The 19,862-nt window shown below is 53.6% G+C and carries 20 protein-coding genes and 2 pseudogenes; 9 read left to right on the top strand and 13 right to left on the bottom strand.

What is annotated here, in order from left to right:
- Positions 1 to 7: 7 nt before the first annotated feature.
- Positions 8 to 580: a hypothetical protein gene (locus ACLGE8_RS00495; RefSeq protein ID WP_410995787.1), complete on the bottom strand. Its 573-nt coding sequence runs from the start codon at positions 578 to 580 to the stop codon at positions 8 to 10.
- Positions 581 to 765: 185 nt separating this feature from the next.
- Between ACLGE8_RS00495 and ACLGE8_RS00490 the strand changes: the two genes are divergently transcribed.
- From ACLGE8_RS00490 to ACLGE8_RS00475, 4 genes are all read left to right on the top strand, one after another.
- A complete protein-coding gene (locus tag ACLGE8_RS00490) occupies positions 766 to 1,536 on the top strand; it encodes an alpha/beta fold hydrolase (RefSeq protein WP_410995786.1) in 771 nt (256 codons plus the stop codon).
- A 66-nt stretch (positions 1,537 to 1,602) separates the two neighbouring features.
- Positions 1,603 to 2,280, top strand: coding sequence for a heavy metal response regulator transcription factor (locus ACLGE8_RS00485; RefSeq protein ID WP_410995785.1), 678 nt, complete (start codon positions 1,603 to 1,605; stop codon positions 2,278 to 2,280).
- Entirely contained in the window at positions 2,277 to 3,677 is a 1,401-nt protein-coding gene (locus ACLGE8_RS00480; RefSeq protein ID WP_410995784.1) for a heavy metal sensor histidine kinase, read from the top strand. Before ACLGE8_RS00485 ends, ACLGE8_RS00480 begins: the two co-directional genes overlap by 4 nt.
- Positions 3,678 to 3,878: 201 nt before the next feature.
- Positions 3,879 to 4,163 (top strand): VF530 family DNA-binding protein, encoded by a 285-nt coding sequence (locus ACLGE8_RS00475; protein ID WP_410995783.1) that lies wholly within the window; start codon positions 3,879 to 3,881, stop codon positions 4,161 to 4,163.
- Here ACLGE8_RS00475 and ACLGE8_RS00470 read toward each other — a convergent pair.
- A complete protein-coding gene (locus ACLGE8_RS00470) occupies positions 4,153 to 5,142 on the bottom strand; it encodes a zinc-binding dehydrogenase (protein WP_410995782.1) in 990 nt (329 codons plus the stop codon). The genes ACLGE8_RS00475 and ACLGE8_RS00470 overlap by 11 nt on opposite strands.
- 213 nt (positions 5,143 to 5,355) lie before the next feature.
- Between ACLGE8_RS00470 and ACLGE8_RS00465 the strand changes: the two genes are divergently transcribed.
- Positions 5,356 to 6,639 (top strand): glycoside hydrolase family 10 protein, encoded by a 1,284-nt coding sequence (locus tag ACLGE8_RS00465; protein WP_410995781.1) that lies wholly within the window; start codon positions 5,356 to 5,358, stop codon positions 6,637 to 6,639.
- Positions 6,640 to 6,915: 276 nt separating this feature from the next.
- Positions 6,916 to 8,184, top strand: coding sequence for an amino acid permease (locus ACLGE8_RS00460; RefSeq protein WP_410995780.1), 1,269 nt, complete (start codon positions 6,916 to 6,918; stop codon positions 8,182 to 8,184).
- 208 nt (positions 8,185 to 8,392) lie between these two features.
- On the opposite strand, the pseudogene ACLGE8_RS00455 reads toward ACLGE8_RS00460, so the two are convergent.
- The 3 genes and pseudogenes from ACLGE8_RS00455 to cfa all read right to left on the bottom strand — a co-directional run.
- Positions 8,393 to 8,533, bottom strand: a pseudogene (locus ACLGE8_RS00455) (type II toxin-antitoxin system HipA family toxin); the annotation flags it as partial.
- Positions 8,526 to 8,840 (bottom strand): helix-turn-helix domain-containing protein, encoded by a 315-nt coding sequence (locus ACLGE8_RS00450; RefSeq protein WP_185669095.1) that lies wholly within the window; start codon positions 8,838 to 8,840, stop codon positions 8,526 to 8,528. The pseudogene ACLGE8_RS00455 and the gene ACLGE8_RS00450, both read right to left, overlap by 8 nt.
- Before the next feature lie 181 nt (positions 8,841 to 9,021).
- Entirely contained in the window at positions 9,022 to 10,176 is a 1,155-nt protein-coding gene (cfa, locus tag ACLGE8_RS00445; RefSeq protein ID WP_410995779.1) for a cyclopropane fatty acyl phospholipid synthase, read from the bottom strand.
- Between the two features lie 106 nt (positions 10,177 to 10,282).
- Between cfa and ACLGE8_RS00440 the strand changes: the two genes are divergently transcribed.
- A complete protein-coding gene (locus ACLGE8_RS00440) occupies positions 10,283 to 11,089 on the top strand; it encodes a helix-turn-helix domain-containing protein (RefSeq protein WP_410995778.1) in 807 nt (268 codons plus the stop codon).
- Here ACLGE8_RS00440 and ACLGE8_RS00435 read toward each other — a convergent pair.
- Entirely contained in the window at positions 11,086 to 11,436 is a 351-nt protein-coding gene (locus ACLGE8_RS00435; RefSeq protein ID WP_410995777.1) for a PerC family transcriptional regulator, read from the bottom strand. The two genes, ACLGE8_RS00440 and ACLGE8_RS00435, sit on opposite strands and share 4 nt — an antisense overlap.
- A gap of 260 nt (positions 11,437 to 11,696) precedes the next feature.
- On the opposite strand from ACLGE8_RS00435, the gene ACLGE8_RS00430 reads away from it, so the two are divergent.
- Positions 11,697 to 12,473 carry an MBL fold metallo-hydrolase gene (locus ACLGE8_RS00430; protein ID WP_410995776.1) on the top strand — a complete coding sequence of 259 codons (777 nt, stop codon included), beginning with the start codon at positions 11,697 to 11,699 and terminating at the stop codon, positions 12,471 to 12,473.
- 14 nt (positions 12,474 to 12,487) lie between these two features.
- Positions 12,488 to 13,450, top strand: coding sequence for a GlxA family transcriptional regulator (locus ACLGE8_RS00425; RefSeq protein ID WP_410995775.1), 963 nt, complete (start codon positions 12,488 to 12,490; stop codon positions 13,448 to 13,450).
- Between the two features lie 312 nt (positions 13,451 to 13,762).
- On the opposite strand, the pseudogene ACLGE8_RS00420 reads toward ACLGE8_RS00425, so the two are convergent.
- The 7 genes and pseudogenes from ACLGE8_RS00420 to glsB all read right to left on the bottom strand — a co-directional run.
- A pseudogene (locus tag ACLGE8_RS00420) lies at positions 13,763 to 13,876 on the bottom strand (GNAT family N-acetyltransferase); the annotation flags it as partial.
- 89 nt (positions 13,877 to 13,965) lie between these two features.
- Positions 13,966 to 14,880 (bottom strand): bestrophin family protein, encoded by a 915-nt coding sequence (locus ACLGE8_RS00415; protein WP_410995774.1) that lies wholly within the window; start codon positions 14,878 to 14,880, stop codon positions 13,966 to 13,968.
- 286 nt (positions 14,881 to 15,166) lie between these two features.
- Positions 15,167 to 16,618: a tagaturonate reductase gene (locus ACLGE8_RS00410; protein WP_410995773.1), complete on the bottom strand. Its 1,452-nt coding sequence runs from the start codon at positions 16,616 to 16,618 to the stop codon at positions 15,167 to 15,169.
- A 114-nt stretch (positions 16,619 to 16,732) separates the two neighbouring features.
- Complete coding sequence (locus ACLGE8_RS00405; RefSeq protein ID WP_410995772.1) at positions 16,733 to 17,260, bottom strand: GNAT family N-acetyltransferase; 528 nt, start codon at positions 17,258 to 17,260, stop codon at positions 16,733 to 16,735.
- Between the two features lie 87 nt (positions 17,261 to 17,347).
- Complete coding sequence (locus tag ACLGE8_RS00400; protein ID WP_410995771.1) at positions 17,348 to 18,340, bottom strand: diguanylate cyclase; 993 nt, start codon at positions 18,338 to 18,340, stop codon at positions 17,348 to 17,350.
- Between the two features lie 165 nt (positions 18,341 to 18,505).
- Positions 18,506 to 18,871, bottom strand: coding sequence for a DUF4186 domain-containing protein (locus ACLGE8_RS00395; RefSeq protein WP_410995770.1), 366 nt, complete (start codon positions 18,869 to 18,871; stop codon positions 18,506 to 18,508).
- Positions 18,871 to 19,797: a glutaminase B gene (gene glsB / locus ACLGE8_RS00390; RefSeq protein WP_410995769.1), complete on the bottom strand. Its 927-nt coding sequence runs from the start codon at positions 19,795 to 19,797 to the stop codon at positions 18,871 to 18,873. The genes ACLGE8_RS00395 and glsB overlap by 1 nt, the downstream gene beginning before the upstream one ends.
- Between the last annotated feature and the right edge of the window lie 65 nt (positions 19,798 to 19,862).

Raw genomic sequence — 19,862 nt, 5'->3', positions numbered from 1 at the left:
TTCGCGACTAGATGCAAGGCCCGGTCGCACATCCGTACATCATATACAGCGGGAACAACGGGATTAAGGGGATCATCGCGATGGTGCCCAGCGTGGTAATCGATTGGGTCTTATCACTGATGGAGACCACAATAGGTTGCTCCAGTCGGTATGGCGCGCCCAGGTCATCAGAAGAATCAGATAAAACCCAGAAACCGCTGGCTTTAAACATCACCCCGAGATGGTCGTTATCAATCGGCTTCGCCTTATACTGATTAACCAGCACGGTTTGTTGCCCGGCATCCACTTTGCGCTTGTCAATCACCACCAGGTACTCCGCCGTTAGTTCGTGGTTCTCGGCCACAAAGTTAACTCGTACGCCTGACGCCTGTTGATGAAAGCGATCGTAGAATGTTTTATAGCGCTGATACTCCTGAGGCATCCCCGCACGCCCGAAACGATAGCTGTATTTTTCTGAACTGGCGATGATGCCTGAATCATCCGGTTTTATCGCCACAATGGTATCCGTTGGCGGCAAGTTTGGCGTGTTGGCGCATCCAGCCAGTAGCAGCACGGCCAGCAGTGAGAGGTATTTCAGCATGTTAACCTTCCCGGTTGATTATTTTTATCTCCCTGTTTACCACATCATCAGTAGCTTGCCACCTCCCTGATTCTTATAGATACGGTTTTCTGCTGTCATTTTTTTGTCATTTCAGCGTCAGCACTTTGTGGCTCCCCGGCCACTACAGTAGCCATGACCCCTATTGCTGAATCTGAGGATAGACCATGAAATTACGCCATATTGCCGTTCTGAGTTCCCTGATGCTCGGCGCATTAAGCCCGCTCGCCGCGCTGGCGGATACGCCACAGACAGTTAAAAATATCGTGCTGGTGCACGGCCTGTTTGCCGACGGCTCCAGCTGGAGCAAAGTGATCCCGCTGCTGCAGGCGAAAGGCCTGCACGTCACGGCGGTGCAGAACCCAACAACCTCTCTGGAGAATGACGTGGCGGCGGTTAAACGCGCGCTGGCGCAGCAAAATGGCCCGGTGATTCTGGTGGCGCACTCGTACGGCGGAATGGTGATAAGCCAGGCGGGCGATGAGCCACAAGTGAAAGGACTGGTCTATATTGCCGCCAGAGCTCCGGAGGCGGGTGAAGATTATCCGGCATTGACGAAACGTTACCCTGCGGCACCGGCGTCTGCTGGCCTGAAATGGAGTGATGATGGCTATGGCGCATTGAGTGAATCGGCGTTTATTCATGATTTTGCGGGCGACTTGCCAGAAAGCGAAGCCAAAGCCTATTTCGCCGTACAGCAACCTATCGGTAAAGCGATTACCCAGGCAAAAACCACGGTTGCCGCCTGGCAGCACAAACCAACCTGGTACGCGGTATCCACGGATGATCGCACGATTAACCCCGATCTGGAGCGCTTTATGGCGAAACGGATGCACGCACAGACCATCGAGCTGAAATCCAGCCACGTCTCGCTGCTCTCGCAGCCTGAAGCGGTGGCGAACCTGATTATGAAAGCGGCCCACGTGCCGGGATACTAAGGTTATACTGACAAAATTGGGGGCGCTTTCCGCGCCCTTTTCTCTCCTTTTTACAGGACCCGCTGGGTGAAAATCCTCATTATTGAAGACGAAGCGAAAACCGCCGCCTATCTGGTGAACGGGCTAAATGAAGCGGGTTATACCGTGGACTGGGCCGCCAACGGTATCGACGGGCTGCATCTGGCGCGGGAAGAACGCTATGACCTGATATTGCTGGATGTGATGTTGCCGGAAATGAACGGCTGGACGGTCATGGAACGCTTACGTGCTCATAGCCAGATTCCGGTGCTATTTCTGAGCGCACGCGGGGCTCTGGAGGATCGCCTGCGCGGGCTAGGTCTGGGCGCCGATGAATATCTGGTGAAGCCATTTTCATTTGCCGAACTGCTGGCGCGTATTCGTATAATTTTACGCCGCGGCCAGCGTCAGCCGGAGCCAGAGACGCGTCTCTCACTGGCGGATCTGGTAGTGGATATCGAAAAGTTTCGCTGCGAACGAGATGGCAAACTTATCACGCTCACCAACAAAGAGTTCAAGCTGCTGGTTTGCTTCCTGCAGCATCCCGGCCAGGTACTTTCACGAACGTTTCTCGCCTCCCGCGTCTGGGATATGAACTTTGACAGTGATACTAACGTGGTTGATGTGGCGGTACGCCGACTGCGGCAAAAAGTGGACGACCCCTTTAGCGAACGGCTAATTCATACGGTGCATGGCGTAGGTTATCGCTGCGAGAAAGCGTCATGAAGCGCAGGTCCCTGACCTTTCGGTTAGCCGTTCTACTGGCGGTGTTCTCCTTTGTGGCCTTAACCGTTATGGGCAGCGCCCTCTACTATGCGCTGCGCCAGCAATTATCGTTACGTGACGATGCGGCGCTGGTCTCTCGCGTCGACCAGATCAGTACGCTGCTGCGGGATCTTGATGCCCGTGATTTGATCCACGAAAAGCCCCATCTGTTTGCCAATATGCTGGGCAACACCGAGTCGCTGTTGATTATCCGCTACGTTGGCGGGCCGACGCTGCTGGAAGTCAATCCGATGCGGCGCGATATTCCAGCCGTTACTCCCGTTGCAGCCAACCAACTGCTTACGCCCGCGGCCGTGCATCATGCCAACAGCGTGGACGGCACGCCGATGGTCTATATGGCGGCAATCAGTCCGTCGGCCAACGGCCAGCCGCCGCTGGAAATTCTCTCTGCCAGAGTGCTAAGCGAACGCACCCATATTCTTGAGGTGTACCGTAACAACATCATGCTTTTTACCGCCATGATGGCGGCTATTTCCGTCATACTCGCGGTTATTTTTGCACGACGAGGGATGTCGCCGTTACGTCAACTGGCCGAACGCACTGCAAAAATCGGCACGCAAACGCTCTCTTCCCGGCTCGATAAACACGATGTACCGACCGAACTGGATACCCTGATTGATTCGGTGAATGCGATGCTCGAAAGGCTAGAACGTGGATTCCAGCAGCTTAAACAGGTCAGCGCAGATATGGCCCACGACCTGCGCACACCGATTAACACCCTCCTCGGCCAGACTGAAGTAGGCCTCAGCGCAGCTCGGGACAATCACTACTACCAGCAACTGTTGGGGTCAAACTTCGAAGAACTACAGCGCATGTCGCGGATGATCGACAATATGCTGTTCCTCGCCCAGGCGGAGCAGCCTGACCGGGCCATTCAGCGCCACAAGATAAACGTCGGCGAAGAGATTCAGCGCCTGAGTGACTATTTTGAGGATCTGGCCGCCGATCGTGGCGTATCCTTCCACGCCCAGGCCAGCGGAACGGTGTATGCCGATACCCAGTTGCTGCGCCGCGCGCTGGCAAACCTGCTGTCTAACGCGGTGCGTTACGCCGAGCCGCAAAGCGTGATTACGATAGCGGTCACGGCCGAAGCAGACGGCATGGCTATCCGGGTGATAAACCGGGGGGATACCATCTCACGCGATCACCAGAATAAATTGTTCGATCGTTTTTACCGAGCCGATCCGGCGCGCCACGATTCGGCTCACTCTAGCGGGCTGGGTCTCTCTATCGTGCGTTCGATAATGCAGCTGCATCAAGGGCGATGCTGGGTAGAAAGCGAAGACCATATCACCAGTTTCGGGCTGTGGTTTCCCAATAAAAATTTAACTATTTGATTTTAAATCATTTCGTTGTTTTATCGTGCGCTACGTGAATTCTGGTAATTTAGCAGTATCGTTATGCGTCAGAATTTGCGTACAGCCGCCTGAAAAGTGAGCGACATTTCAACGGCTAAACGCGAGCCATTGCCGGAGGTTCCGCTTTCTTGTAACCTTCCCCCGCTCACTCTTTTTCACTCATTGTTTAACGGACCCCGCATGACAGCACATATTTCAAAAGATCCTTTGCACGGCGTCACTCTGGAGATGCAGGTCAATGCGCTGGTGGCGCGTTTTGGGTGGGAGCAATTGAGCAAGCTGATTAACATCAACTGTTTTAAGAATGAGCCGAGCGTAAAATCGAGCCTCAAGTTTCTGCGCCGTACGCCGTGGGCACGCGCAGAAGTAGAAGCCCTCTACCTCGACTCACTGTCGGGTGATGTGGATATCGCGCCGGAAGAACCGGCGTTCAATCCGTGGGGAACCGGTCGTTCTAAGGATTAACTCGCACCAGCGGTTTGCCGCTGAACTGACGGTGACGGAGCTGGTCCAGTAGCTCCGGCAGCTTATCGAACCCGGTAGCCACCGTCTCTTCCGCCACCAGACGACCAGCGGCGAGATCGGCCATTATCTTCTCGCCGGCAGCGGTGAGCTGATACCATGCCTCATCATCGCCATACCAGTGCAGCGCTCCAAGCGCCACTTCATGCATGGACAGGGTTCTGCCGAACGGCGCACAGGGCCATTCGCTTAGCCGCCCCTGAATCGCAATAATATGGCCGTTAGCCTTCAGCGCTGGCGTCAGGCGAGCGGCGTGATCTTCATTCACGCTGTCAATCACCGCATAGAACGAAGCGGCATCCGCTTCTGGCCAGGATTGCCCTGCAGCTAATGGCCCGGCAATACAGCGCTGTGCGCCCATTGCCTGCAAACGCGGCCAGTGGCGTTGGTTGCACATCGCGGTCACCGCAAATCCTCTCGCCGCCGCAAACTGAACAAGGTAATGACCCACCGCGCCGCCGGCACCGCTAATCAGCAGCGGCGCATTAGGGATGACGGGCAGCTTTTCGATAGCTAACCAGGCGGTGAGTGCCGGGCATGGGATACTCGCCGCGGTGTCAAAGCTCACCTCATCCGGAACGCGCATCAGGGCGCGGGCGGCAACCGGCGTGTGTTCCGCATAGCTGCCGGGTTTTGCCAGGCTCTGATGATACGCCACACGCTGGCCGAGCCAACGGCTATCAACCCCTTCCCCCAGCGCAACCACCGTGCCCGCGCCATCAACGCCTGGGACATGGTCATTCTCCCAATCAATTAACCCCGGCCCCAGCACTTTCCAGTCAACCGGGTTCAGTCCGATAACCGCATTTCGAACCAGCGCTTCACCGGCGGCCAATGACGGAATGGCGATACGTTTCAGCTCGAGCGCGTCCGGTTCGGCGCTGCCTTGCCAGGTCCAGGCAAGATGTGAATGTTCAGACATAGGGCTTCCTTACTTTTTTCTGGATGAATATCCATCAACGATAAGAAATCCGTAGAAATAAGGCAAATGGCATATCGGGATGATCGTTATCATTTCGTGTGATATCAGCACAGCTAATTGATTGACTTCGTCTTAAATAGTACGAGAATGTTCTCACTTGATTTAACCCGAATAACGGCACCTATGATTCTCAGTTCTTTTCGTTTATTTCGCATGTCGAAAACAAAAAAAGCCGCAGCGCTGATTGCCGCTGCGTTATTTCTGGTCAGCTGTGACTCAAAGACTCCCGTTAAGTCGCCCTCTAGCGTCAATAGTGGCAAAACCCAGCAGAGTAATGAACCGATGCGCGGCGTCTGGCTCACTACGGTATCTCGTCTCGACTGGCCGCCGATTAGCTCCATCAATGCCAGCAGCAGCATGCAGCGCGTTATTCAGCAGCAGGCCGCGCTGCGCGAGAAGCTCGATAAGCTGAAAAGCCTTGGCATTAATACTGTCTTCTTCCAGGTTAAGCCTGATGGTACGGCACTCTGGCAGTCCAATATTTTGCCGTGGTCTGAAACCCTGACCGGCACTATCGGCCAGTATCCAGGCTACGACCCGCTACAGTTTATGCTGGATGAAGCGCACAAGCGCGGCATGAAGGTACACGCGTGGTTTAACCCATATCGCGTTTCCACCAACATAAAACCGTCCACCGTGACGGCATTGAATAATACGCTGTCGATGATGCCACCGAGCGTTTACGTTCTGCATCGTGACTGGATCCGTACCGCGAGCGACCGCTTCGTGCTCGATCCGGGCATCCCGGAAGTTCGCGACTGGATAACGAGCATCGTGGCTGAAGTGGTCTCCCGCTATCCGGTTGACGGCGTGCAGTTTGACGACTATTTCTACACCGAAACCCCCGCTTCAGCGCTCAATGACAACGCAACCTACCGTCAGTACGGCCAGGGCTTTGCGTCGAAAGCCGACTGGCGTCGCAACAATACGCAGCAACTGATTGCCCAGGTTTCTCACACCATTAAACAGCTCAATCCAAACGTCGAGTTTGGCGTGAGCCCGGCGGGCGTCTGGCGTAACCGTTCACACGACCCGGCCGGTTCCGATACGCGCGGCGCGGCGGCTTACGATGAATCTTATGCCGATACTCGCCAGTGGGTGCAGCAGGGTCTGCTCGACTATATTGCCCCGCAGCTTTACTGGCCGTTTGCCCGCGATGCAGCGCGCTACGACGTGCTGGCAAAATGGTGGGCCGACGTGGTGAAACCAACCAATACCCGCCTTTATATCGGCATTGCGCTGTATAAGGTAGGTGAACCGTCGAAGAATGAGCCGGACTGGGCGGTTCAGGGCGGCGTGCCGGAGCTGAAAAAGCAGATTGATATGAATGAGTCCGCGGCAAATATCGATGGCACCATCTTGTTCCGCGAAGGCTACCTCGAACAGCCACAAACTCAGCAGGCAGTTGATTATTTAAAAAGCCGCTGGGGTAATTAACCGTCATCAGGAATCGGCGAGCGATCGCCGATTCCTTTAATATTAATGGTAATAAGTTAAGATGGTGTGAATGTGTGTTATTAACCATCTTGTAGTTTCCAGAAAATACCAAAAAACAGTTGCGAGGCTTATCCCGCTGCCAGTAGTATCGAAAAGAAGGCATTAGAATCGCCTCAAGTAATAATAAATCAATGCTACCCCGTTTATTCTTTCCGCTTAGGTTACCCCAATAACTCTCCATTAACGTTCGCGTTATTCTCGAAATATATGAGTACTATGACTAAAGAAACAGCTATATCTCGTCCTCAGTGGACGAAAAAAGATACCATCTGGATGATGGGTGTTTATGGCGCTACTGTTGGTGCAGGCACGCTTTTCCTACCGGTGGAAATTGGTACTCGCGGCCCGCTCGTCTTTATTCTGCTACTCCTTCTTGGATTTCCGCTATCGTTAGTGCCGCACGTGCTGATTTGCCGCGTCTTTATGCGCGATCGGCAGGGCGATGACGGAGAGGATCGGACGCTGCCGCTGTTTGGATCGTTCTTTGGGCCAAAAGGCCGTCAGGCGATGAAACTGTTTTTCTGCGTGGCGCACTATCCGGTGACGCTGGTCTACGCCGTGTCGCTAGTAAACGCCCTCAGCCACTTCCTGAGCGAACGTTTGCACATTGCCGGTATTAACCGTGCTACGCTGACGCTGGTGGTGCTGCTGATCCTCCATCTGGTGCTGAGCAAGGGCCGCGACCGGGTTGTCAGTACCATGAGTGCGCTGGCTCTGCCGTTTGCAATTGCGATTATCGTTATCGCTGCCTCGCAGATTCCGGCATGGGACATCAGCAACGTGACGCACGCCTGGCAGCAGACCCACGCCTCAACGGTTGGCAGTTCGCTGAAAGATTTGTGGCTGACGCTGCCGCTTATCGCCTTTTCTCTCTGCTCTGCTCCGCTGATTCCTGCGCTGGCCTCCTGGTATCGTGAACCGGGTAACGGCGGCGAAGAACAGTCGGTACGGGTTATCCGTCGCGCTTACGGCCTGATTTTCTTCAGTATTATCTTCTTCGTACTGAGCTGCATTTTAAGCACGCCGCGCGAAACCTTTGAAATGGCGAAAGATCAGAACCTGAACGTGCTGTCGGTGATCGGCGGCAACGGCGGCATGAGCGCGCTGCTCTATCTGGCACCGTTTATTGCGATACTGGGGATGACAAAATCCTTTTTAGGCATTTCGATGCCGGTGGCCGAAACCTTTAACGTCCTGGCGACCGACCTGTTTAAGGTTAAACGTACCAGCCATATTAAGCGGATTAAGTTAATCACTTCGGTGCTGATGTTTATTGTGACATCGGCAGTGGTTTATATTAACCCCGACGTCATTAATATGATTGAAACCCTCTGCGGGCCGTTAATTGCGATCTTCCTGTTTGTGATCCCAACCTGGCTGATATTCACCCGTCCGGCACTGAAAACTATGCGCGGATTTACCACAGTGATGGTGATGGCGAGCGGCGCGTTGACCGTTTCGGCGCTGCTGTATGCGATGTTTTAATTGAGTAAAGTGAGGGGCGGTGCGAACGGCCCCTCACCACAACCTCTCCCCAAAGCGGCGAGGAAACTGCTGTGAGAATGGTCAGAGTGGCTTTTTTAATCGACTGATATTATCGCGAATCTGCCGCTGAATCTGCCCCAGCGTCCCTTCGGTAATCCGGCCTGGATATAGCGACCTTGCGGTTTCGGCAAACGCGTTACCCACCGTGCTCCAGCCCTTTGCGTACAGCTTCTTCGCTGTATTCAAAGACAATCATTGGCCGCTCGGTCAGCGCAGTTGAGGAAACCAGCCGCCCCCATAGCCAACGCTCTCCCCAACCCTCGTAGTAAATGTCGACCTGATTAGGCATCGTCGTGCTTCCTCTTTACCCGGTGGCGCGTAGCGCTTTTTTCATAGCGCAGGATATCGTCCAGGCTCTCGATCTTTGGCTTAAACAGCGTTTCCAGTTCGCCGGCGAACCCCAGTACCATCGCCACCCTGACCAGACTATCAAAGTTGACGTTACGCCCTGCTTCCAGGTTAGAGACCGTGTTAACCCCGACACCGGCGCGCGCCGCGAGGTCAGCCTGGGTCATTTGCTGTGAAAGCCGCTCCTGGCGCAGTCGGCCGCAGAGCAGTTTGACAATTTCTGCTGGTTTGCTAAGTGATAAATCCATCATAGTGTGGCTTATCCAGAATAATTCAGGTTAATCCCCAATATTATAGAATTAAGCAGCAAGAATAGAACGATTAGATAACACACAAAATATAGGAGTTAACGCACAGATAGTGAGATAAGAAACAATAAAATGGAATTAAATCAGAAACACGCCGCCAGAAGGCGACGTGCCAGAGCCATTAGCGATAGACGTACATGCCGCCTTCGGCACCACGGCTGAATAACACCTGCCACAGTTCGATATCACGCGCGCGGAACGCCCCGGCACAGGCGCACAGATAGTAGTTGAACATGCGGCGGAAACGCGGCGTGTAGTTGGACGACAGACCCGACCATGCCTGGTTAAAACGCTGGTGCCACGCCATCAGGGTTTTGTCGTAATCGCTGCCAAAGTTATGCCAGTCTTCCATAATCAGACGTGACTCGCTGACGCTGGCAATCTGGCGAATCGACGGCAGGCAGCCGTTCGGGAAGATGTATTTGTTGATCCACGGGTCAACGCTGAGCCCGGTCTGATTACTACCAATGGTGTGCAGTAAAAACAGCCCATCGGGTTTAAGGCAGCGATCAACAACGCTGAAGTAGGTATCGTAGTTTTTCGGCCCAACGTGCTCAAACATCCCGACCGACACAATCCGGTCGTAGCCGGTGTTAAGATCACGATAGTCCTGCAGCAGGATATTCACATCCAGACCTTCGCAGCGCTGCTGCGCCAGCTTTTGCTGTTCGCGAGAAATGGTAACGCCGTCCACGCTAACGCCGTAGTTCTGCGCCGCATAAGCCGCCAACCCGCCCCAACCGCAGCCGATATCCAGCAGACGCATACCGGGTTTGAGCTGCAGTTTTTCACAGATCATTTTCAGCTTGGCGTTTTGCGCCTCTTCCAGGGTCTGCACGTCACGCCAGTAGCCGCAGGAATACTGCATATGTGGGTCTAGCATCAGCGCAAAGAGATCGTTGCCAATATCGTAGTGTTCTTTACCAACAATCCATGAACGGCTGCGCGACTGAAGATTAAACAGACGCGCGCTGACCACGCGTAAAATATCCCTCAGATTGCCAGGCACCTGTTTATCCAGCTTTGCTTTGAGGATTTTGCAGAACAGAATATCCAGGCGTTCGCAGTCCCACCATCCTTCCATATAGCTTTCACCTAAACCCAGCGAACCCTGCTGAAATACACGCTTAAAGAAATCAGCGTGGTGAACCTGAATATCCCATGGCCGTGCACCATTGATTTTAATATCGGCCTGACTGAGCAGGTCATTCCCCATCCGCGACCAATTATCGTTCAATTCATCAATGTTAATTACGTCTGAGCAAACCGTGGCCATGTTTCTTATCCATAAATGAGTCAATATGATGTGCAGAAGATTATTATGGATAAGCCGATGGTATGTATTATGATGTGAGGACAATATTTATCGAACAGATGCCATAATGATGGACGATCGCACCCCTTTCACGCTCCGGCAGGCTAAACAGTGGTTTTCATCGCAAGATGACTCGATGAAAGAGCTGCCGCAGTCAGTCTATTTTCGTTCGTACGTGCTGGAAGCCAACAACCATGTCGCCGAACATAGCCACGCCTTTGCCCAGTTTCATTTTGCGCGCAAAGGCAGTATGCGGATTGATGTTGCTGGAAAATGCTGGGTCATCCCCGCGCATTATGGAATTTGGATCCCACATAACACCGTGCATGCGGTGTGGGCGCTGGATGATGTACATCTGGAAAACCTGGATATTGACCCCGACTTTTTACCCGCGCCCATTAGTGATTGTAAAGTGGTCGCCATCAGCGATTTTGTGCGCGAATTTATCCATTACGCCACCACGACCACGCCAGAACGTTATGATATTGCAGGCAAAGAAGGCCAGTTAGTCAGCGTGCTGCTGGATGTGATTTTGAAACTTCCAGAAGTGGAGTTAATGCTGCCATGGCCGCACGATGCGGCGCTAATCAAAGTCTGCAGGACGATTCAGGAGTCGCCGGGCCTTGAACACGCGATGGAGGATTGGGCTCACCATCTTGGGATGTCGGCCCGCACCTTTTCCCGCCATTTTAAGAAAGAGACCGGCATGCCGTTTAGCGCATGGAAACAGAAAATGCGTATTCTGGAGTCGGTCATTCATCTGAAGAAAAATAAGAACGTGACGGCGGTTGCGCTGGAAGTGGGATATTCCAGTACCGCCGCCTTTAGCTACGCTTTCCGCCAGGCATTCGGCGTGCCCCCTTCCAGCTATTAATGGATGGTCTTATTCCTGGGGTTATATTTATAGATAAAGGCAATCGAACGGCCGGTCAGATGCTGTATTTCTTTAATGCTATGACCCTGTGCCAATAGCTGCTGAATCTTGAGTTTATCACGCTCCACATTCTGCTTTCGGCTATCGTGAACGGGTGCAACCGCCGGACTATTCATTTGCAGTTGCAGGTGGCAGGCGCTTATTTTGTCCCAGGCCAGACGACACTGCTCCTTCGTGGCATCAAAATGCGTCGATATTTCTTGCCAGATACACAAAGCACGGCGATAAAAACCCTTAGATTCGTTGCATTGAGCAAGCGTAATGAGAGCGTTGACTTCTGCGGTCATAATCAAAAACCCACGAGTGAATGAGTGGAACGCTAGTGCGCTGTGGCTTAATTCATTTGTATGATAAATACAATTTCACTGCCCTGTCTACGCCTTTGCCGTCCAGATTTCATACTCATTTTTCATGATAACTATGCCCGGATGGCATTATTGCGTTTTAAATTGGCCCAATCACATCGAAAGTTGGCTTTTAGCCAGCGGCGTGGGAATATCGCAACGCGCATACTGTGATCATTAAAACAGTACACGAGGATGCCACAATGAACATTACCCAGATTCGCAACGCCACCCAGCTGATTACCTACGCCGGCAAACGCTTTTTAATCGACCCGATGCTGGCGCCAAAAGACGCTTACCCTGGATTTTCCGGCACCGCGCGTTCAGAAGTGCGTAACCCAATGGTCAACCTGCCGTGCAGCATTGATGACCTGTTGGATGTCGATGCCGTTATCGTGACCCACACCCATACTGACCATTGGGATGAGACGGCGGTAAACGCCATCCCTAAATCGATGCTGATTTTCGTGCAGAACGCCAGTGATGAAGCGCTGCTTCGCTCCCAGGGGTTTACGCAGCTACAGCAGTTGTCCGCAACCAGTCGCTTCGGCGATATCGCGTTGATAAAAACCGATGGGCAGCACGGCTCCGATGAAGCCTACGCGGTTCCGGAACTGGCCGAACGACTGGGTGAAGCCTGTGGCGTCGTTTTCCAGCACCTAGAGGAGAAAACACTCTACCTGATCGGCGACTCCATCTGGATTGACGGCGTGGCGGATAACCTGCGCCATTACCAGCCAGGCGTAGTGATTATGAACACCGGCTGGGCGCACGTGCTGGACTTCGGGCCGATTATCTTTGGTCAGGAAGATGTGTTGAAAGCACATCAAATTGTGCCAGAGGCACAGATCGTGGGCACCCATATGGAGGCGGTCAATCACTGCTTAGTCACCCGCCGCGCGCTGCTGGCCTATGCGGAAGATAACCAGATACTCGACTATGTAAATGCACCTAATGACGGTGACACTGTCACGTTTTAATGGAGAAATAACCTATGCCCACCACCTCGGTTGCGATTGTGGCCAGCGAAGGATTCAGCACCTTTCACTTTTCCGTGCCGCTGATCCTGTTCGGTAATAGCGTGAGCGAAACGCCGCGTTTCACACGCTATATTTGCGCCGAAGCGCCGGGGCTGGTGTGGTCAAAGGAAGGTACCGCCGTGCAGGCCGATAGCGATTTTTCCGTGCTCGCCGGGTGCGATATCGTCATCGTACCCTTCTGGCGGCACGTGGATGAAAAACCATCATCAGCGCTGCTTGAGGCACTGATTAGCGCCCGCCAAAACGGCGCAACTCTGGTGGGATTGTGTCTCGGCACCTTTGCGCTCGCCTATGCGGGTCTGCTCGATAATCGCCGCGCCGTCACGCACTGGGAATTTGAGAAAGCGTTTGAGCGCCTTTTCCCCCGTGCCCAACTTGATGTCAACGTCCTCTATACCGATGACGACGGTATCATCACCTCTGCCGGCACCGCCGCCGCGCTGGACTGTTGCTTGTACGTAATTCGCCAGCGTTTTGGCGCGAGTGTCGCTAACCAGATCGCCCGCCGAATGGTCACGCCACCCTACCGTGAAGGTGGTCAGGCGCAGTTCATTGAGCAGGTTGTACCGCACCGTACCGGCGATACGCGGATTAACCAACTGCTGACATATCTGCAGGATAATCTTCAGCAGCCGCATCAAATTGATGCGCTGGCAGAACGGGTTGCCATGAGCCGTCGAACGCTTACCCGCCATTTTCAGAAAGCGACCGGTATGTCGATTGGTGAATGGATAACCACTGAGCGTCTGCGCCGCAGCCAGATGCTGCTGGAGAGCAGCACGCTTTCGATTGAACAAGTGGCGGAACGTTCTGGTTTTCAATCATCCATCACCTTCCGGCAGACTTTCCGCGAGAAATTGGGCGTTAGCCCGGTGGAGTGGCGTAAAACCTTTCAGGGGATGGCGAGCGAGAGCTAACGAAAATGTTATCCACAGAAACGGTGCACAACCTTGTGGGTAATTAGCCTAAAAGCCGTTGATTATCTGAAGATTCATTCGCTGCTCAAGGGCGCAGCAGTGGTCTGCGCCCGAGCAGGAGTACTTTATTGAGGATTAGCGGCCTACCAGTTGAAGGCGCGAACCAGCGATAAGTCCCAGGCTGTGGCGAAGAGTGAGATGAACACAATGATGTTCACGGCAGTTTCGATTCTTTTTTCCATTTTGATTCTCCTTATGTCGGTGCAACCATTAAACATGGAAAACCTTAATGATTTATTCTGCTCGTTTACCTTAAAGCGTAACAGAATAGCGGACGAAATCGTCGGCTGCGACAAACTCATCATAAAGCTTACGGGCCGGATTATGAATACGAGTATGCCAGTAGAAGCGTGACCATCCCTGCTCTTTCGCCTCGTTTAGCACAAATTGCTGCTGTAGAAATCGTTGTACCCTTTCCTATCGTCTTCCTGTACAGCGCGTCACCGACCCCTCTCTTAACTCAGCTGATAGTACTTATCGACGGTGATCCGGGCGGGTATCTGTGGCTCATCATTCATCTGCAGCAAATCTATCTCGATAGCGTTACAGATAGCGTCCAGTGGTAAGTCATTATTTTCCATACCGAAGGGTTCTTCAAGCTCTTCAGCCAGGGTATCCAGTGAGATAAAGGTGTACGAAATCAGCACCGAAATAAACGGCGTCATGTAGTGCAGGTCAACAACCAGCGCAAACGGCAGCATGATGCAGAACAGGTAGACGGTGCGGTGCAAAATCAGCGAATAGGCAAATGGCACCGGGGTATTGGCGATACGCTCGCAGCCAGCCAGTACGATAGACATGTCGTTCAGACGAATATTCAGGCTGTGAAACAGAATATCGGAAAGCGCCCCTGAACGGCGGCGCTCGGCGAGCCAATCGCCCATGATAAGCAGAATACGGTTTGCCGGTGACTGCGCGGCTAATACCTGGGCCAGGTGTGCTTCGCTGAGGTACTTGGCCAGTACCGCGCGCGTCGGTTGGCGGCGTAACGTCAGGCGCAGACAGTGCGCAAAAGCAATCTGCAGCCGAACGAACTCCCCTACATGCGGGTCGTCATGCAGCGTATTTTTCACTTCGCGCAGCAGCGAGCGTGAGGCAATCATCAACTGGCCCCAGAGTTGGCGCGCTTCGACGTAGCGGGCGTAACAGGCGTTATTACGAAAACCGAGGAATATCGCGATGGCGACACCCAGAATGCTGAACGGGGCGACGGTGAGCTTAAAGCCTAACGAGGAGTACCACGGCAGGATGAGGATCACCACTATCGAGAGCAGGAAGTTGAGCAGTAAGCGGGAGAAGATTTTCGGCAGTACGGAGCCGTGCCAGACGAAGATACGTGCCAGCCAATGCTGGTGTGGTCGAACGATCATGAGTTTTTCAATCAGGTGTTAATAAGTTGTGTATTAAACGTGATCTCGGTCATGTATTCAAGCGGTACTGTGGGGGAACTGGTATGCTTGCGGGGCCCTTTTTGTGCTGTTTAGCCCTGTTGGCACAGGGTTTAGGTGTGGATGAGTAAACAGAACAAATGGATGTTGTAACTAATAAAGTGCTGGATTGAAGGGAACGGCGCGTCCCCGGAGTCGACTTTTCCTCGTCCGGCTACATTCGTAAAAAACCCGGCCGGAGCCGGGTTTGATACGTGCATGGGTCAAATTAGCAGAGCGGTTGTACCGCTTTACGCATGCCATTTGCCAGGATGGCGTCAAGGTCTACTGCAACCTGTTCGACCAATCCATCAACCTGTGTAAGATCTTGTTCCCAGTGTTCGCTCACGGACAGTACCGCTTTCACCAGATCGGTGGTGCTAATCTGCTGGTCACGATGCTGCGCCCACAGCTGCTGGTAGCGGTCAATCCAGTGCGCGTCGTCCTGCACCGGGTACGCTTCGCCGTTACGTTCTGCGCGATAGAAGGCAATCAGTGCCGCCAGCGCAAAGGTCAGACGTGCCGGCAGTTTGCCGCTCGCCTTCTGCCCTGCCAGCAGCTGCGGCAGGATGCGGGTGCGGAACTTAGTCATGCCGTTCAGCGCGATAGAGAGCAGCTGGTGTTTAATGTACGGGTTACGGAAACGGCCGGTCACCGCGCTGGCGAAGGATTCCAGCTCGTCTTTTGGCAGATCCAGTACCGGGATAATCTCTTCGTAGATAGCTTTTTCAACGAATGCGCAGATTTCTGCATCGTTCATCGCTTCGCCCACGGTATCAATCCCCGCCTGGAACGCGACTGGAACCAGCGCCGTGTGCGCGCCGTTAAGGATAGCGACTTTACGCTCTTTGTACGGTTTGATGTCGTCTACGATCAGTACGTTCAGCGCCAGTTTGTCCAGACGCAGTTCGCTGGCCAGTGATTTTGGCCCCTGGATAACAAACAGGTAGAAGTGTTCAGCGGTATCGAGGAAACCGTCTTTATAGCCCAGTTCCGCTTCCAGTTTGGCCGCTTCATCGCGCGGGTAGCCGGTTACGATACGGTCCACAAGCGTAGAGCAGAAAGCGTTAGATTCATTCAGCCAGGTCATAAACTCAGCCGGCAGCGCCCATTCCTGAGCGTAGCGAACCACCAGCTCGTGCAGCGCTTCGCCGTTGTAGTCGATCAGTTCACAAGGGATGATCACCCAGCCTTTATCCGCTGCACCATTGAAATGAGTGAAGCGTTCGAACAGCAGACGCGTCAGCTTAGCCGGGTAGCTTACCGCAGGCGCATCATCAAATTTGTCACCCGCATGATAGCTGATGCCCGCTTCGGTGGTGTTGGAGAACACGAAGCGCATGTCCGGGTTGTGAGCCAGTTTCAGGTATTCCGGGTAATCGGCGTAGGCGCTGATTTCACGATTTACAGAACGGATCAGGCGCGCGTCGCTGACGGCTTCGCCCTTCTCATTCAGACCACGAATAATCGTGGTGTAGAGGCCATCCTGAGTGCTCAGGGACGGTGGGAAATCGCTCGCGATAGGACGAACGATCACCACACCGGAATTCAGGTCGGTATGTTCGTTCAGCAGGTCGATCTGCCAATCAACGAAGGCACGCAGGAAGTTGCCTTCACCGAACTGGATAATGCGTTCAGGATAGTGGGCACCGGGGAAATCATGGCGGTTCAGTGTTTTCACAATGGGTTCCTTTCTGGATTAGTCATACAACCTGCTCAATTGGTCTAATAACTTATCAGATTTTCCGCTTATGAAACCGTGTTTTGATCAAAAGTGAGAGAATAAATAGTGAATCTATAAAAATTTGTAAAATAAGGAGGTTGCCGTCAGTTCACCATCTGGCATATAGGCATAGCGCGGCAGTTCGCCCGCTTTCTGCCAACCGCAGCGTGCATAGAAGGTCTCCGCCCCGCTACCGGTGGCGGTATCCAGCACCAGCACGCTTTTCTGTGCATCAACGGCAATCTCTTCCAGACGCTGCATCAGCGCACGAGCAATACCGCCACGACGCGCGCATTCATGCACCAGCAGCTTCGAGACATCGGCGCGATGCGGCTGGTTCTCCGGCTGGTCGATAACTAATTGCACCGTCCCGACGATCTTCTGGTCGCTATCTTTCGCCACCAGCACCACGCGCTCCGCACGGGCAACGCTCGCCGCCGTTTTCTGCCAGAACGCCTTCGCGGTTTCCAGTTTAAAAGGCAGCATAAAGCTCACTGAGGCGCCGCCATTAACGCAGTTGCTAAGTACGTCGGAAAGCGGTTCGAGGTGCGCAAGAATGTCAGCCTCAGAAAAGGTATACAGAGTAAAAGGCGTGGTCATGTTTATTCTCCTTGTTAGTGTGCTACACACTATCAAGCTAACAATTTGATAACACAACAGGTTTAATCAGTGGATTTTCTTATGCTGCTAGTGGGCGAAGATCTGATTTTTTCCGCGACGTTTCGCTTCATAAAGGGCGCTATCCGCCGCCTGCAGCCAGTCGGAAACTTCATGCATGTCCGGTAAGGCATCGGCAATACCAATGCTCAGGGTCAGCGTCTGATGATGATTCGGTCGGTCCGTCACCACCGCAGTGGCATCCATAATACGCTGCGCAATACCACGCCCCTCTTCCAGGGTGGTATCCGGAAGCAGGATCACAAACTCATCTCCCCCAAGCCTGGCGGGCGTATCGGTACCGCGCGTCGCCATCTGCAGTATCTGCGAGACGGTTTTGAGCATCACGTCTCCGACCTTATGCCCGTGACGATCGTTTATCTCTTTGAAGTTATCGAGGTCAATAAACATCAGCAGCGAGTGACCATAGTTCTGCTTAAGCCGGACCAGCTCCCAGGCGATACGCTGTTCGAGCAGACGACGGTTGGCAATGTCAAGCAGTGGGTCCAGCATCGCGATACGTTCCAGCTCCTGGCTTTTCAGCCGCAGCTTCACCGCAATACTGTCGGTCAACAGGCTCAGGGCCAGCACGTAGAGAGAGAGCAGCGGCAGCGTTGCCAGCATAGTCTGCTGCGTCACCTCGCCATAAAACGGCATCCCGGTTAGCACCCAGGTACCGGCAAACACCGAGAGCATCGTCATCGCCGCTTTACGCATCAATGGGATCCCTCCGGCAGAGAGACGATCCGCCAGCAGGATCGTGGCAATCGTCACCGAAGGCAGCGGGTTTAATGCCATTAAGGCAATCCAGAATCCCCCGGCCCCGGCATCAAACAGCAGGTTCTGGTATTCAGCGTCGCGGGGGATAGGCGCACGGACGGCGCGCAGATAGGCTACCGTAGGCCAGATAAACGCATTGCACGCCAGCAGCAGCTCAAAATAGACCGGCTGATGACGTTCAATAAGCACTGACACAATTGGCAGGAAGCAAAGAAAGGTACCGAGCATCCGCATCAGATACATTCGTCTGACAAACCGGGTTCCCGTTACCCCTTTATTCGTAATTAGTTTGTCAAATCCGTTCATAACACAATTTATTCCGATACGTCGCCCGGCCTATCATATTGGACGGACGAAGTCACATCAACCTATCAAAAACGATAGCTTTTCAGAATAAACTGATAAGTGTTAGCCGCCTGGCGGGTTCATCTGCAGCACCAGCCAGCGGTGGATAACGCGGACAATGTAGTTTTGCTGCTCAGCGCTGAGCGCCTGCCCCTGAGGAATATGATGCCATTTCTCCAGGCAGCCGCGACAACAGGTCGCCGTTGCGTGCTGGGCGATAAACACCGGATGCCCGCGCATCGGCGTCTGCTTGCCGTCATTCTTCGGCCACGCCGGAGCCAGCCTGCCCGCAACAAAGTCAGCGGCATGCTGATCAATCGTTGGCGCCCCTTTGTCATAACAGTACTGCCGTTCTTTTACGCCCAGATGAAAGCGGCTGCGAAACGGCGAGCGTTGCAGTCGCACAAACAGGCTTTCTAACGCGTCCATCAGTAAACCGAGCGTCCTATTTGTTGAGTCAGTTTTTCCAGCACGGCAACGCCCGCCAGCGAGTTCCCCGTCTCATCAAGCTCCGGGCTCCAGACGGCGATCGCCATCTCGTGCGGCACAATCGCCACCACGCCGCCACCAACGCCAGATTTCGCCGGCAGACCCACACGCCAGGCAAACTCCCCGGCGTTCTGATACATGCCACTGGTCGCCATCAATGCATTCACCTGACGCGCCTGCATCGGGGAGATAACCGGCGTATCGAGATGAATCGACTTCCCCTGGTTAGCCAGGAATAAGAAGGTATGAGCCAACTCAATGCAGTTCATCTCCAGCGCACAGTAATGGAAATAGTTCTGCAGCACCGTCGTGACATCGTGATGGAAGTTGCCGAAAGATTTCATCAGCCAGGCAATCGCTGCATTACGCGCCGAATGTTCAAACTCGGAACGCGCCACCTGCGCATCGTAACCAATACTGGAGACGCCGCTAAGCTTACGCACAATTTCGAGCATTCGCTGACGCGGAGCGCTAAGTCGCCCCTGCAGCATATCGCAGACCACCAGCGCACCGGCGTTAATAAACGGGTTGCGCGGAATGCCCTGCTCGATTTCAAGCTGCAAAAGGGAGTTGAAGGGTTGGCCGGAAGGATCTTTCCCGACGCGAGACCAGATCTCCTCAGCCTGATAGTGGTTCATCGCCACCACCAGACTCAGGACTTTCGAAATCGACTGGATAGAAAAGCGTTCATTAGCATCGCCCGCACTATAGTGCTGCCCGTCGACGGTGCTGATAGCAATCCCCAGTTTATTGCCGCTGACGCAAGCCAGTGCCGGAATATAATCCGCCACCTTCCCCTGCCCAATCAGCGGCCTGACCTCATCCAGAATGGATGTCAGCATGGCATTATTGATAACCGTAGCCACTTACACTCCTTGCCCACAGGCTATTTTCGGCCTGGGAGTATAGCAGAGCCTAAGGGCTACGTCGT

Origin of the sequence: Kluyvera sp. 142486 (genome assembly GCF_046569695.1) — a bacterium.
Classification (GTDB): Bacteria; Pseudomonadota; Gammaproteobacteria; order Enterobacterales; family Enterobacteriaceae; genus Kluyvera.
The sequence above is the reverse complement of the archived record's forward strand: the minus strand, read 5'-3'. Positions and strand labels throughout refer to the sequence as shown.

What these genes read in the sequence shown, in the direction of transcription:
- ACLGE8_RS00495 (WP_410995787.1), bottom strand. Translation starts at nt 580, where the DNA reads ATGCTGAAATACCTCTCACTGCTGGCCGTGCTGCTACTGGCTGGATGC.
- ACLGE8_RS00490 (WP_410995786.1), top strand. Translation starts at nt 766, where the DNA reads ATGAAATTACGCCATATTGCCGTTCTGAGTTCCCTGATGCTCGGCGCA.
- ACLGE8_RS00480 (WP_410995784.1), top strand. Translation starts at nt 2,277, where the DNA reads ATGAAGCGCAGGTCCCTGACCTTTCGGTTAGCCGTTCTACTGGCGGTG.
- ACLGE8_RS00475 (WP_410995783.1), top strand. Translation starts at nt 3,879, where the DNA reads ATGACAGCACATATTTCAAAAGATCCTTTGCACGGCGTCACTCTGGAG.
- ACLGE8_RS00470 (WP_410995782.1), bottom strand. Translation starts at nt 5,142, where the DNA reads ATGTCTGAACATTCACATCTTGCCTGGACCTGGCAAGGCAGCGCCGAA.
- ACLGE8_RS00465 (WP_410995781.1), top strand. Translation starts at nt 5,356, where the DNA reads ATGTCGAAAACAAAAAAAGCCGCAGCGCTGATTGCCGCTGCGTTATTT.
- ACLGE8_RS00460 (WP_410995780.1), top strand. Translation starts at nt 6,916, where the DNA reads ATGACTAAAGAAACAGCTATATCTCGTCCTCAGTGGACGAAAAAAGAT.
- ACLGE8_RS00450 (WP_185669095.1), bottom strand. Translation starts at nt 8,840, where the DNA reads ATGGATTTATCACTTAGCAAACCAGCAGAAATTGTCAAACTGCTCTGC.
- cfa (WP_410995779.1), bottom strand. Translation starts at nt 10,176, where the DNA reads ATGGCCACGGTTTGCTCAGACGTAATTAACATTGATGAATTGAACGAT.
- ACLGE8_RS00440 (WP_410995778.1), top strand. Translation starts at nt 10,283, where the DNA reads ATGATGGACGATCGCACCCCTTTCACGCTCCGGCAGGCTAAACAGTGG.
- ACLGE8_RS00435 (WP_410995777.1), bottom strand. Translation starts at nt 11,436, where the DNA reads ATGACCGCAGAAGTCAACGCTCTCATTACGCTTGCTCAATGCAACGAA.
- ACLGE8_RS00430 (WP_410995776.1), top strand. Translation starts at nt 11,697, where the DNA reads ATGAACATTACCCAGATTCGCAACGCCACCCAGCTGATTACCTACGCC.
- ACLGE8_RS00425 (WP_410995775.1), top strand. Translation starts at nt 12,488, where the DNA reads ATGCCCACCACCTCGGTTGCGATTGTGGCCAGCGAAGGATTCAGCACC.
- ACLGE8_RS00415 (WP_410995774.1), bottom strand. Translation starts at nt 14,880, where the DNA reads ATGATCGTTCGACCACACCAGCATTGGCTGGCACGTATCTTCGTCTGG.
- ACLGE8_RS00405 (WP_410995772.1), bottom strand. Translation starts at nt 17,260, where the DNA reads ATGACCACGCCTTTTACTCTGTATACCTTTTCTGAGGCTGACATTCTT.
- ACLGE8_RS00400 (WP_410995771.1), bottom strand. Translation starts at nt 18,340, where the DNA reads ATGTATCTGATGCGGATGCTCGGTACCTTTCTTTGCTTCCTGCCAATT.
- ACLGE8_RS00395 (WP_410995770.1), bottom strand. Translation starts at nt 18,871, where the DNA reads ATGGACGCGTTAGAAAGCCTGTTTGTGCGACTGCAACGCTCGCCGTTT.